We start from the raw sequence: 12,156 nt of genomic DNA on the forward strand, positions 1-12,156 counted from the left end.
CCTTCTGGCGTATCCGGGCTTCTGGCGTATCCGGGCCGCGACGCCGGCGCGTCGGCTACGGGCGAGGCGCCGCTGTCGACGAGCGGACGACCAGTTCGGACGGCACCGCGAGCTGCTCGGCGGGGGCATCCGGGGCATCCATCCTGCGCAGCAGCAGCTCGACCGCGGCGAGTCCCTGCATCCGCGGCTGCTGGCGCACCGTCGTCAGCGCGAACATCTCCGCGTGCGCGTGGTCGTCGATCCCGACCACGCTCAGCTCCGCCGGCACCGACAGGCCGAGGCGCCTGGCAGCGATGATGCCGCCGATCGCCGCCTCGTCGCACACCGCGACGAAGGCGGTCGGCCGGTTCTGCCGGTCGCCCAGCATGCGCACGCCCGCCTCGTAGCCGCCGGGCGTGGTGGAGTCGCCGGGGGCGTGTCGGATGGCCGCCTGCAGCGATGCGGCGCTCATGGCCGCACGGTAGCCGCGCAGTCGCTGCTCGTCGCCGTAGGCGTGGGTGGCGGCATCGTCACGGCCGCCGAGGAACGCGATGTCGTGGTGCCCGAGGTCGATCAGGTGCTCGGTCGCGATGCGCGCAGCCGCCTCGTCGTCGATCGAGACGGAACTGTTCTCCTCGCGATAGGCGCCGACGCTCACCAGCGGTGACCCGACCCGCACCAGGCGCGACAGCTCGTGCGTGCTCGGCTGGATGCCGACGGCGATGATCCCGTCGAGCCGGCGCCGGGGGAGCACGTCCGAGAAGAGCCGGTCGCGCTCGTCCGATCCCTCCCGCATCCCGTAGAGGATGAGGTCCTGTCCGGCGTCCAGCAGTCCCTCCTGGATGCCCGCGAGCAGCTCCGCGAAGAACCACCTGTCCAGCGCGGGCATGATCACGCCGACCGACAGCGAGCGTCCGGTGGCGAGCGTCGTGGCGGAGGAATGCGCGACGTAGTGCAGCTCGCGTGCGGCGTCACGCACTCGCTGCCGGGCCTCGGACGAGACGTAGCCGCCCCCGCTCAGCGCGCGGCTCGCCGTGGCCTTGGACACACCGGCTCTCGCGGCGACGTCGGCGATCGTGCTCATGGGTCTCCTCGAGTCGGCTCCGTCAGGCTACCCGGCATCCGGCATAGAGGGAACCGGTTCCATGCGCTACGCTTTGGGAGCGCTCCCAAAGCAGTGATCACGTATGCACAACGGTTGTGGGGTTGTCTGCGCGTGGCATTGTGCCGGGGCGCCCCGGGCAAGTAGGTTGTCCTGGAATCGGTTCCTCAACGCTGCGGATTCTCCGCCGAACGAGGCCCGGAACACCCTGGAAGAGGAGAAAACACATGGCTCTGTCACAGCGATACCGCCTGCTTGCTCCCCTCGCCCTGGTCGGCGCGACCGCACTTGCGCTGACCGGATGCGCGGAGGCTTCATCTGGAGGCGGCGACGACGGCAACGTCGAAGGCAAGACGGTCCGCATCTCCGGTGGCATCACCGGAACCGAGGCAGACGACCTCAACGAGAGCTTCGCGGCCTTCGAGAAGGACACCGGGATCAAGGTCGAATACACCGGCGACAAGAGCTTCGAGGGCAACATCGTCACCAAGGTGGCCGGTGGCGACGCACCCGACATCGCCATCGTCCCGCAGCCGGGTCTGCTGAAGACCCTCGTCGAGACCGGCAAGGTCGCCGAGGCGCCCGAGAGCGTCTCGAAGGCCGTGGACGAGAACTGGTCGAAGGACTGGAAGGCCTACGGCACGTTCGACGACACGTTCTACGCGGCGCCGATGCTCGCGAACCTGAAGGGCTACATCTGGTACTCGCCTGCGAAGTTCAAGGAGTGGGGTGTCGAGATCCCCAAGACCTGGGACGAGATGATCTCCCTCACCGACACCATCAAGGAGAAGTCGGGACAGGCGCCCTGGTGTGCCGGATTCGCCTCGGGTGAAGCCTCCGGCTGGCCTGGCACCGACTGGATCGAGGACCTCGTCCTTCGCCAGTCCGGTCCTGAGGTCTACGACGACTGGGTGGCGGGAGATGTGAAGTTCACCGACCCGGAGATCAAGGAGGCTTTCGACGCCGTCGGCTCGATCATCCTCAACCCCGACTACGTGAACGCCGGCTTCGGCGATGTGAAGAGCATCAACTCGACCGCGTTCGCCGACGTCGCGGCCAAGGTCGCCGACGGCAGCTGTGCGCTGACGCACCAGGCATCGTTCCTCTCGGCCAACTTCCTCGACGTGAAGAACGCCGCCGGTGAGACCCCCGAGGTCGGACCGGAGGGCGACGTCTACGCCTTCATCACCCCCGGAATCACCGAGGGCGAGCTGCAGGTCGAGGGTGGCGGCGAGTTCGTCGCGGCCTTCAACGACGACGCCGCGACGGTGAAGGTGCTCGAGTTCATGGCATCGCCCGAGTTCGCTGACGCACGCGTCGAGCTGGGCGGCGTGATCTCGGCGAACAAGAACGCCGACGCGAGCCTCGCGAGTAGCGAGTTCCTGCAGGAGGCCATGGGCATCCTGCAGGATGACTCGACCGTCTTCCGCTTCGACGCGTCCGACCTCATGCCGTCGACGGTCGGCTCCGGGTCGTTCTGGAAGGGCATGGTCGACTGGATCGACGGCAAGGACACCGACCAGGTGCTGAGCGACATCCAGGCAGGTTACGAGAACTAGTCGAGCGCGCTAGTCTGAGCGCAATCCGCTGGTGAAGGCGGGGTCGGGCAGCGATGCCCGACCCCGCATCCTTACTCAGAAGGGGACCCCATGTCACTGCTGACAGCCGAGGAAGAAGACACGGCGGAGCTGCCGAAGACGACGCACGGTGTGGATGCCAAGGGGCGCCGGATCACGCAGATCGTGGTCATCGCCGGGTTCGTCCTCATCGCCGCGATGCTGTTCCTGCTCATCATCTCGGCACCGATGGAAGACCCCGCCCGCATCGCCCTCGGGCCGGCTTCTCTCAACAACTTCTTCCTGTGGCTGGGCGGGTTGCATCCGCTCGTCCAGATCCCCGCCGTGCTGCTCGCCTTCGGCGTCGTCGTCGCGATCGTGCTCGTGCTGATCGAGTTCGCACCGCGCCCGGGCCGCGGCTACTTCGTCATGCGGCTGGTCGCGTGCCTGGTCATCCCGGTGCTCGCCCTGATGCTGCTGCGGCCGTTCTCGAACGCCGTGCTGTACGTCGTCGCGATCGCCCTGCTGTCGGGCGCTCTGCTCTTCTTCGCCGACTACCGCTCACGTCAGGGGGCCGGCTACCTGTTCCAGCTGGTCCTCTTCATGGCCCCCGCAGCGATCATGCTGCTGCTCGGGCTCATCTACCCGGCGGTCTCCACGTTCGTCAAGTCGTTCTTCGACAAGAAGGGCGACCAGTTCGTCGGACTCGAGAACTACATCTGGGTGTTCACGAACCCCGTCGGAACGTGGTCGGTGGTCAACACCCTGATCTGGGCGCTGCTCGCCCCGACGATCTCGGTCGCCTTCGGTCTCGCCTACGCCGTCTTCATCGACCGCGCACGCGGCGAGAAGGTGCTGAAGGTGCTCGTCTTCATGCCCGTCGCGATCTCGTTCGTCGGCGCGGGCATCATCTGGAAGTTCATGTACGACTACCGTCAGGGCGACCAGATCGGCCTGTTGAACGCCATCGTTACCCTGTTCGGCGGCGACCCGGTGAGCTGGCTGGCGGTCAAGCCGCTGATCAACACCTTCATGCTCCTGATCGTCTTCATCTGGACGCAGACGGGCTTCGCGATGGTGATCCTCTCCGCCGCGATCAAGGCTGTCCCGGCCGAACAGCTGGAGGCCGCCGAGCTCGACGGCACGAACGCATGGCAGCGGTTCTGGAACGTCACCGTGCCCGGCATCCGCTCGTCGCTGATCGTCGTGCTCACGACGATCACGATCATGTCGCTGAAGGTCTATGACATCGTCGCGGTGATGACCGGCGGACGCGACGACACCACGGTCCTCGGTTTCGAGATGGTCAACCAGCAGCAGCGCTTCCAGAGCTACGGGCACTCGTCGGCCCTCGCCGTCGTGCTGTTCATCTTCGTACTGCCCCTGATCATCTACAACGCCCGTTCGCTGGCCAAGCAGAGGGAGATCCGCTGATGACCGCCACAGAAGTCGTCGTCCGCGACAGCCGCACCAAGCGCCAGATCGCCCGCGACACCCGCCGAAACGAGGCGATCGCACACAAGAAGCTCACGTCGAAGGGCGCCACCATCGCCGCCGTGATCATCGCGGTGTTCTGGACCATCCCCACCTTCGGCCTGTTCGTCACATCGTTCCGCCCCGGCGCCGACACGCAGTCGACCGGGTGGTGGACCGCCTTCACGAACCCCGAGTTCACGCTCGACAACTACGCCGAGGCGCTCAACGCAGGCGGCACCTCGACCACGCTCGCCACCGCGTTCATCAACTCGCTGGCGATCACGGTCCCGGCGACGGTGTTCCCGATCGTGATCGCGGCGCTCGCCGCCTACGCCTTCGCGTGGATCGATTTCAAGGGCCGCAACCTGCTGTTCGTCTTCGTGTTCGCCCTGCAGATCGTGCCGCTGCAGATGGCACTGGTGCCGCTGCTGAGCCTGTTCTCGGATGGCCTCACGATCAACGACGTGATGGTCTTCCCCGGACTCACGCTCAACGACGTCGAGTTCAGCTTCGCCCGCGTCTGGATCGCGCACGCGATCTTCGCTCTGCCGCTCGCGACGTTCATGCTGCACAACTTCATCGCCGAGATCCCCGGCGACATCGTCGAGGCCGCGCGCGTCGACGGGGCCGGTCACGGACAGGTGTTCTTCCGCATCATCCTGCCGCTGGCGATGCCGGCCATCGCCTCGTTCGGCATCTTCCAGTTCCTCTGGGTGTGGAACGACCTGCTGGTCGCGACGATCTTCGCCTCGCCCGGCGCGCTGCCCATCACCCAGGCCCTGAACTCGCTGTCGGGCACGTGGGGCAACCGCTGGTTCCTGCAGTCGGCGGGAACGTTCATCTCGATCATCGTGCCGCTGATCGTGTTCTTCGCCCTGCAGCGGTTCTTCGTCCGCGGACTCCTCGCGGGAGCGACGAAGGGCTGACCGCCGGCGGTCTCAGCCCAGCAGCACGAGAAGGACGTGCGACGGCTGATCGGCTTCCAGCTCGTGCAGCACCCCGGCGGTGACGGTGATCGTCCCGCCGGGGGAGAGCACATGCTCTGTTCCGGCCACGCGGAACCGGATGCCGCCTGCGACCACCTGCACGAGGATCGGCACCGGCGCGCGGTGCTCGCGCATGGTCGTGCCGGCGTCCATCGTCAGCATCCGGATCTTGAACCCGTCGCCGTCGATGACCCGGTGCGGGCGGACGCGGCCCGGATCGACGGGATGGGCCTCGACGAGATCGGCGGCCGAACCGCCGAGAAGGTGGAAAGTGTCGGCGCTCATAGCCGAAGGTTAGCGCGGTCGCGGGGCAGAATGGGACGATGAGAAGACGCACGCTGCTGATCGCCGGAAGCGCGACGCTCACCCTCGCTGCACTTCTCGGAGTGCTCGTCGTGCTGCTGCCTCGAGGCGCCACGATCGGACTCGACGTGTTCTGGAACGACCTCATGTCGCAGGTGAGACAGGACTGGATGCTCTCGGCCGCATATCTGCTGAACTGGATCGGCGGCGGGTGGGTCGCCATCATCCTCGTGCCGCTGCTGATCGTGCTGCTGCTCGTGCTGCTGCGACGATGGCGCGGAGCGGTCTTCGCGGCGATCGCCTTCGTGGTCAGTGCCGGGCTCACCCAGCTGCTCAAGGAGATCTTCGCCCGAGCGCGTCCCGACGACATGCTGGTGACCTCGGACTTCGGTTCGTTCCCGTCGGGGCACACCTCGAACGCCGCCACCATCGCCGTGGTCCTCTGGTTGGTCTTCCCGCGGGTGTGGTTGGCGATCATCGGCACGGTCTGGGTCGTGGTGATGGCGCTGTCGCGCACACTGCTCGCCGTGCACTGGATCACCGACACCGTCGGCGGTGCGCTCGTCGGCGCGTCGGCCGCGCTGCTGGTCGGCGCGTTCGTCCTGAGCTGGGCGTCGCTAGGCTGGGCGCCGACCGCAGCACTCGCATCGAGGAGTTCCCGTGACGACGATCCGTCCGTACCGTGATGCCGATCGGGACGCGCTCTACGACATCTGCGTGAAGACGGCGGATGCCGGTGGCGATGCGACCGGCATCTGCACCGACGATCGCCTGTGGGGTGACGTCTTCGCCGTGCCGTACGTCGTGCGGCATCCGGATCTGTCGTGGGTGGTCGAGTCGGACGACGGCCGGACCATCGGGTACGTCGTCGCCACCGATGACACGGATGCCTTCGAACGGTGGTTCCGCGAGGAGTGGTGGCCCTCGAAGCAGAGGGCGTATCCGCTCTCCGGCGCCGCCGAGCCCACCCGTCAGGACGGCATCGTCCGCTATGCCAGCCGCCGCGCACCCGGACGCGAGACGCACGCCGTCGAGTATCCCGCGCACCTGCACATCGACCTGCTGCCCGAGACGCAGGGACAGGGGCTCGGCCGCCGGCTGATCGAGACGCTCTTCGCCGAGCTGGAGAGCCGGGGAACGCGCGGACTGCACCTCGGCATGAACCCCGCGAACACGGGCGCGGGCGCCTTCTATGAGCGTCTCGGCATGCTCCGGCTGGCGTCGAATCCCCACACGACCATGTACGGTGTGCGCTTCGAGTGAGCAGTCAGCTCTGGTCCGAAGCGACGCGCACGATCGGATAGGATGGACAGGTTGTTTCCTGGTGACGTGTCCGAGCGGCCGAAGGAGCACGCTTGGAAAGCGTGTGTTGTGCAAGCAACCGAGGGTTCGAATCCCTCCGTCACCGCCAGAATCCGCCGAAGGCCCTCACGATGTGGGGGCCTTCGGCGCTCAGCACGCCCACGTAGAATCTCCTGGTGCCCACCCCCAAGATCGTGCTGTTCTACGCGTTCGCGCCGCTCGCGGACCCGCAGGCGATCCGTCTCTGGCAACGCGACCTGTGCGAGTCGCTCGCGCTTCGGGGCCGCATCGTCATCTCTGAGCACGGTATCAACGGCACCCTCGGCGGCGACCTCCCGGCGGTGAAGAAGTGGGTGCGGCGCTTCCGCCAGCACCCGGCGTTCGCCGATGCCGACATCAAGTGGAGCGAGGGCACGGCGATCGACGCCGACGGCCACAGCACCGACTTCCCCAAACTCAGCGTCAAGGTGCGGGACGAGATCGTCTCGTTCGGTGCGCCGGACGAACTGCAGGTCGATGAGCACGGCGTGGTGGGCGGCGGGGCCAGGCTCGATCCTGAGCAGCTGCACAGGATGATCGCCGAGCGCGGCGACGAGGTCGTGTTCTTCGACGGACGCAACGCGCTCGAAGCCGAGATCGGCCGATTCCGGAACGCGGTCGTGCCCGACACCGAAACCACGCGCGACTTCGTCCGGCTGCTCGACGAGGGAGCGTACGACGACCTGAAGGGCAGGCCCGTCGTCACCTACTGCACCGGCGGCATCCGCTGCGAGGTGCTGTCGAGCCTGATGGTCTCGCGCGGTTTCGGCGAGGTCTACCAGCTCGACGGGGGCATCGTCCGCTACGGCGAGAAGTTCGGTGATGACGGTCTGTGGGAGGGATCCCTCTACGTGTTCGACAAGCGCGGATCCGTCGACTTCAGCGACCACGCCGCCGTCATCGGCACCTGCGTCGGGTGCGGCGCGGCGACCAGCCGCACCGCGAACTGCCCTGACCTCTCGTGCCGCCGTCAGTTCGTGGTCTGCGTCGACTGCGACACGGTGTCGTGCGAGGATCACGCGGCGGCCGCCCGCGCCTGACCCCGGTCAGCGGCGCAGCAGCGACGCGGGCAGCAGCCATGCGAGCAGGCGCCGGCGTCCGTCTACACCGACCTGCAGATCGCCGATCACCCGACGCAGCGACGCGTCCACCTCGCCTCCGGCAGGGCCGCTCTCGGCATAGCTGACGCGCTCGACGGCCGTCACGAGATCGCCGAGGGCGTCGGCGTCGACACCGCGCCCTGTCGCGAGCGAGTGCGCCCGCGTCCGCGCGGTCTCGGCAGCGTGCAGCGGGAGCCCCAGATCGGCCATGGTGTCGGCGACCTCGCGCCACGCCGCGATGGCGTCGCCGGCTGCGGCACGCCGGATGCGCAGCATCCGGCGCAGCGTGCGGGCGAGTCCCGGCAGCAGAAGCACCACCAGCATCCCGCCGACGACCAACACCACCGGGGTCGGGTCGAGCTGCTGCAAGGCAGCGTCGCCGCCGGCCCCCGGATCCTCGTCGCTGCGATCGGGGCCGCCCGTCGGCGCGGCCGACGGCGCCGCCGTCGGCGCGTCGGAAGCGGTCGGTGACCCGGTGTCGCCATCACCGCCCGCTCCCGCGGCGGGGGTGAACTCGGTCGGCGATCCGAGCGTCGCGGTCGGCTCGAACGACACCCAGCCGATGCCCCGGAAGTACACCTCGGGCCACGAGTGCAGCTTGTCGCTCGTGACGGAGTACACGCGCTGCTCGCCCCGCTTCTCGTCGGTCGCCGTGCCCGGCAGATACCCGACGACGATGCGGACCGGCATGTCGAGGGTCTGCGCCATCAGAGCGAAGGCGCCGGCGAAGTGGATGCAGTATCCGCTGCGCACCTCGAGGAAGGTCGCCACGGCCTCGGCACCGGTGCCGTCGAAGCCGTCGTCGACCGGCGCGTCGAGCGAGTAGGCGAACTCCGAGCGGAACCAGTTCTGCAGGGCGAGCAGCCGGTCGTAGTCCGTGTCGGCGCCGGCAGTGACCTCGCGCGCGAGGTCACTGATGATCTCCGGGAGGCCGTCCGCGGGCGCCGCGACGAGCTCCGCACCCCCGGCGGAACTCGCCCGGATCTGCTCGAGGCTGGGCGATGGGGTCGCCATCTGCACGGTGTAGTCGGCGCCGGCGGCATCCCGAGTCGAGCTGATCACGGTGCGGTTCAGCGGCATCGCCTGCCAGCCTCGCGGCAGCCCGCTGATCTCTTCGGCGGCGTACGGCACGGGCAGCCGGGAGCTCGAGATCCCCACCACGCGGATCGAGACCTCGTGCTCGACCGCCTCGATGTCGTCCGTCCACGGACGGTCACCGAAGCCGGCCTCCACGGGGTTGCGGTCGGAGCGGTCCGGACGCCAGACCTCTCCGTCGAACCTCGACAGCGTCGCGAGCCGCAGGTAGGGCGGGGCGGCGGCCGAGGTGACGACGCTCAGCGCCTGGGTCTCGTTGGGCCGGCGCAGGTCGTCTCCCAGTCGCAGGTCGGCGTTGACCGTCGACAGCTGCCCGTTCCCCCCGGCCGCGGCGCTCAGCGGCAGAACGGGGGAGACGACGACGGTCGCGGCGATCGCCGCGGCGCCGATGAGCCCGGCGGCGACGACGGGCGAATGGCGGATGGCGTCGCGATCATGCCTGGCGCCGAAACGCAGCACGACCAGGATGATCACGGCCTGCAGCACGAACCACACCAGGTTCACCGTGCCGAAGCTGAGCAGCATCGGCACGGCGCCCACGATCGAGGTGAAGAGCACGGTGAGCACGATCAGCCGATGCGCGAGCAGGTGGTCGAGAAGCAGGGCGACCAGCGCGAACGCCAGTCCCATCGTCGTGGTCATCGACACCGTCGCATCGATCGGCGCGACGCCGTTCGAGATCTCGTCCACCGCGCGCTGCAGGCGCAGGACGGTCAGCTCCAGACTCGCCGCGGTGGGCACGATACCGAGATCGGCGGCCTCGCTCGCCAGCAGGTTCGTGAGCACCAGGGCGAGGGCGGCCAGCTGCAGCAGCAGGGCGAGAAGAGACCGGATGCCGTCCGGCGCTCTGCGCAGGAGCCGCCTGCTCACCATGCCCGCCGCGGCGACGGTGGCGATGATCGCCACGACCGCGAACGTCCACGCGCCCGGTGCGATCACCCCGGTGTACGGCCACATCACGACGAGAGCGGCGACGGAGGCCAGCACCCCGGGCCCGACGACTCCGGGCCTCGGCACGATGCTCGATGATTCAGCCACGGGGAGCCCTCGCTCGCGGCATCGCAGCCTCCCACACGTCGGCCAGGTCCGCTGTCGCGGACAGCGCGGCGGCGTTCCAGCCGCGATCGGCGGCGACGGCGAGAGCCCCGGCGTCAGCCCCCGCCGCTATCAGCATCGGCGCCGAAGCGCCCGCCGTGCTCAGACGCGCGGCATCGTCCGCATCGATCGCCCCCGTGATCAGCACCAACGGGCCCGGGGGTGAGCCGCCGACGATGGCACGCAGGTCGCGCGGCTCGCCGCGAGGCACCACCGTCGCCAGGGCGACCAACAGGCCGTCCCGGTCGTCTTCGTGCCCGCGCAGCGCGCCGAGCAGCGAGCCGGCGCTGTCGAACACGTCGACGCTGTATCCGTCCTGCACGAAGCGCAGCGCGGCCGACGCGCACAGGGATACCGCCGTCTCGAACGCAGGGTCGACGCCGTCACCCGGACGCGCCCAGCGCGACGCCGCACGGTCGAGCACGACGACGGCGTCGGGGCTCGCCTCCTCCTCCTCCTGACGCACCATCAGCGACCCGCGGTGCGCGGTCGCGCGCCAGTGGATGCGCCGCCGGGAGTCGCCCGACAGGTACGCGCGTGGGATGAGGTTGTCGGCCCCCTGCCCGAGCCGCGTCGAGCGTGTCTGCGCCGCGCCGCCCGCAGCTCCCACCTTCGTCGGCAGCGGGGCGAGCGCGAGCACCTGCGGCACGACCGTGATCATCCGCGTCTCGCCGAAGGCCTGCACACGCTGCGCGAGACCGAACGGGTCGACCGTGCGCAGCAGCAGCGGACCGAGCGACGCCGTCCCACGGCGCACACCCTCGAGGTCGTAGTGCAGCAGCCGGGTCTCGCCGGGGTACTCCCCACCGGCGTCGCCGCGCACAGCCTCGGGAAGGGTGTCGCTCCAGCGACCGTGCGGGATGCCCGGAGCATACAGCTCGAAGCGCACGGTGACCTTCGACGTCTCGCCGACGGCAAGCAGATCGGTCGAGATCTGCCGCCACACCTCGCCGCGTCGTCGCGGCACGCGGACGACGAGCAGCGCGATCAGGGGCAGCACGATGAGCAGCACCCCGACGTACAGCAGCGAGCGGGCGCCCAGCACGTTCGCGGCGACGCACAGCATCACGCCGAGCAGCAGGCACGCCGCTCCTCGGGCGGTCAGCGGACGGGTGCGCATGATGTGCTCAGACGCGTGCGGCGAACGGCACGGGAACCCGCGCGACGATCTGACGCAGCGCGGCCTCGACCGGCTGCGCTCCGGCGCGGTGCACACCGCGCGCAGCCAGCAGGCGATGCGCGAAGACCGGGATGACCAGGTCGGCCATGTCGTCGGGCACCACGTAGTCGCGGCCGTCGAGAGCCGCGACCACCTTCGCCGCGCGCACCAGCTGCAGTGTCGCCCGCGGGCTCGCGCCGAGATGCAGGCTCGGATCCTGCCGCGTCGCCTGCGCGAGCGCGACGGCGTACTCCTCCAGCGACGCGGCGACGTGCACGCGGCGCGCCCACGAGATCAGCGCGCGCACCGACGCGGCGTCCGCGACGGGGGAGATCGCGGAGAGCGGGTTCGCGGTGTCGCGCCGGCGGAGCATGAGCGTCTCGGCTGCGGCATCCGGATACCCCATCGAGATGCGCATCATGAAGCGATCCCGCTGCGCCTCGGGCAGCGGATACGTGCCCTCCATCTCGAGGGGGTTCTGCGTCGCCACCACGAGGAACGGGTCGGGCAGCGGGTGAGTGGCGCCGTCGACCGTGACCTGATGCTCCTCCATCGCCTCCAGCAGCGCCGACTGGGTCTTCGGCGAGGCGCGGTTGATCTCGTCGGCGATGACGATGTGCGCGAAGATCGCCCCGCGCTTGAACTCGAACTCCCGCTGCACCGGGTCGTACACCGCGACGCCGGTGACATCGCCGGGCAGCAGGTCGGGGGTGAACTGGATGCGGCGGACGGTGGCGTCGACGCTTGCGGCCAGCGCTCGGGCGAGCATCGTCTTCCCGACACCCGGCACGTCCTCGATGAGCAGGTGCCCCTCCGCCAGCAGGCACACGAGAGCGTTGCGCACGGCATCCGCCTTGCCGTCGATCACCGACGAGACCGAGGCGACGATGCGCGAAGTGTGCTCAGTGAACTGCTCGGCATCAAGCGGTGCGTTCTCGTGCATGCGGGCCCTCTCGTGCGCGAC

At 69.0% G+C, this 12,156-nt stretch carries 11 protein-coding genes and 1 tRNA gene; 7 read left to right on the forward strand and 5 right to left on the reverse strand.

All coding sequences use genetic code 11. The annotated features are described in order from the left end of the window. Positions 1-55 precede the first annotated feature (55 nt). Entirely contained in the window at positions 56-1,063 is a 1,008-nt protein-coding gene (locus tag ACWGSM_RS05940; RefSeq protein ID WP_452322017.1) for a LacI family DNA-binding transcriptional regulator, read from the reverse strand. Positions 1,064-1,308: 245 nt separating this feature from the next. On the opposite strand from ACWGSM_RS05940, the gene ACWGSM_RS05945 reads away from it, so the two are divergent. The 3 genes from ACWGSM_RS05945 (at position 1,309) to ACWGSM_RS05955 (ending at position 5,039) form a co-directional block, all read left to right on the forward strand. Further along, positions 1,309-2,640, forward strand: a complete 1,332-nt coding sequence (locus ACWGSM_RS05945; protein WP_452322018.1) for an ABC transporter substrate-binding protein — start codon at positions 1,309-1,311, stop codon at positions 2,638-2,640. Between the two features lie 90 nt (positions 2,641-2,730). Next, positions 2,731-4,071, forward strand: a complete 1,341-nt coding sequence (locus tag ACWGSM_RS05950; RefSeq protein ID WP_452322019.1) for a carbohydrate ABC transporter permease — start codon at positions 2,731-2,733, stop codon at positions 4,069-4,071. Then, the gene (locus tag ACWGSM_RS05955) at positions 4,071-5,039 is read left to right on the forward strand and encodes a carbohydrate ABC transporter permease (protein WP_452322020.1); all 969 of its coding nucleotides are present in this window, start codon (positions 4,071-4,073) and stop codon (positions 5,037-5,039) included. The genes ACWGSM_RS05950 and ACWGSM_RS05955 overlap by 1 nt, the downstream gene beginning before the upstream one ends. Positions 5,040-5,051: 12 nt before the next feature. Here ACWGSM_RS05955 and ACWGSM_RS05960 read toward each other — a convergent pair whose 3' ends face one another. After that, positions 5,052-5,384, reverse strand: a complete 333-nt coding sequence (locus tag ACWGSM_RS05960; protein WP_452322021.1) for a cupin domain-containing protein — start codon at positions 5,382-5,384, stop codon at positions 5,052-5,054. 38 nt (positions 5,385-5,422) lie between these two features. On the opposite strand from ACWGSM_RS05960, the gene ACWGSM_RS05965 reads away from it, so the two are divergent. The 4 genes from ACWGSM_RS05965 to trhO all read left to right on the forward strand — a co-directional run bounded on the left by ACWGSM_RS05965 (position 5,423) and on the right by trhO (position 7,783). Then, the gene (locus ACWGSM_RS05965; protein ID WP_452322022.1) at positions 5,423-6,088 is read left to right on the forward strand and encodes a phosphatase PAP2 family protein; all 666 of its coding nucleotides are present in this window, start codon (positions 5,423-5,425) and stop codon (positions 6,086-6,088) included. After that, positions 6,063-6,665 (forward strand): GNAT family N-acetyltransferase, encoded by a 603-nt coding sequence (locus tag ACWGSM_RS05970; protein WP_452322023.1) that lies wholly within the window; start codon positions 6,063-6,065, stop codon positions 6,663-6,665. Before ACWGSM_RS05965 ends, ACWGSM_RS05970 begins: the two co-directional genes overlap by 26 nt. 60 nt (positions 6,666-6,725) lie before the next feature. Then, positions 6,726-6,813, forward strand: a tRNA-Ser gene (locus ACWGSM_RS05975). A 67-nt stretch (positions 6,814-6,880) separates the two neighbouring features. After that, positions 6,881-7,783, forward strand: coding sequence for an oxygen-dependent tRNA uridine(34) hydroxylase TrhO (trhO, locus tag ACWGSM_RS05980; RefSeq protein ID WP_452322024.1), 903 nt, complete (start codon positions 6,881-6,883; stop codon positions 7,781-7,783). A gap of 6 nt (positions 7,784-7,789) precedes the next feature. On the opposite strand, the gene ACWGSM_RS05985 is transcribed toward trhO, so the two are convergent. The 3 genes from ACWGSM_RS05985 to ACWGSM_RS05995 are packed head-to-tail and all read right to left on the reverse strand — an operon-like array spanning position 7,790 to position 12,135. Beyond that, the gene (locus tag ACWGSM_RS05985) at positions 7,790-9,976 is read right to left on the reverse strand and encodes a transglutaminase TgpA family protein (protein ID WP_452322025.1); all 2,187 of its coding nucleotides are present in this window, start codon (positions 9,974-9,976) and stop codon (positions 7,790-7,792) included. Continuing rightward, positions 9,969-11,153 (reverse strand): DUF58 domain-containing protein, encoded by a 1,185-nt coding sequence (locus tag ACWGSM_RS05990; RefSeq protein ID WP_452322026.1) that lies wholly within the window; start codon positions 11,151-11,153, stop codon positions 9,969-9,971. The genes ACWGSM_RS05985 and ACWGSM_RS05990 overlap by 8 nt, the downstream gene beginning before the upstream one ends. Before the next feature lie 7 nt (positions 11,154-11,160). Continuing rightward, positions 11,161-12,135, reverse strand: a complete 975-nt coding sequence (locus ACWGSM_RS05995; RefSeq protein ID WP_452322027.1) for an AAA family ATPase — start codon at positions 12,133-12,135, stop codon at positions 11,161-11,163. Between the last annotated feature and the right edge of the window lie 21 nt (positions 12,136-12,156).

The organism is Microbacterium sp. NPDC055521 (genome assembly GCF_053619695.1).

What these genes read in the sequence shown, in the direction of transcription:
- ACWGSM_RS05940 (WP_452322017.1), bottom strand. Translation starts at nt 1,063, where the DNA reads ATGAGCACGATCGCCGACGTCGCCGCGAGAGCCGGTGTGTCCAAGGCC.
- ACWGSM_RS05945 (WP_452322018.1), top strand. Translation starts at nt 1,309, where the DNA reads ATGGCTCTGTCACAGCGATACCGCCTGCTTGCTCCCCTCGCCCTGGTC.
- ACWGSM_RS05950 (WP_452322019.1), top strand. Translation starts at nt 2,731, where the DNA reads ATGTCACTGCTGACAGCCGAGGAAGAAGACACGGCGGAGCTGCCGAAG.
- ACWGSM_RS05955 (WP_452322020.1), top strand. Translation starts at nt 4,071, where the DNA reads ATGACCGCCACAGAAGTCGTCGTCCGCGACAGCCGCACCAAGCGCCAG.
- ACWGSM_RS05960 (WP_452322021.1), bottom strand. Translation starts at nt 5,384, where the DNA reads ATGAGCGCCGACACTTTCCACCTTCTCGGCGGTTCGGCCGCCGATCTC.
- ACWGSM_RS05965 (WP_452322022.1), top strand. Translation starts at nt 5,423, where the DNA reads ATGAGAAGACGCACGCTGCTGATCGCCGGAAGCGCGACGCTCACCCTC.
- ACWGSM_RS05990 (WP_452322026.1), bottom strand. Translation starts at nt 11,153, where the DNA reads ATGCGCACCCGTCCGCTGACCGCCCGAGGAGCGGCGTGCCTGCTGCTC.
- ACWGSM_RS05995 (WP_452322027.1), bottom strand. Translation starts at nt 12,135, where the DNA reads ATGCACGAGAACGCACCGCTTGATGCCGAGCAGTTCACTGAGCACACT.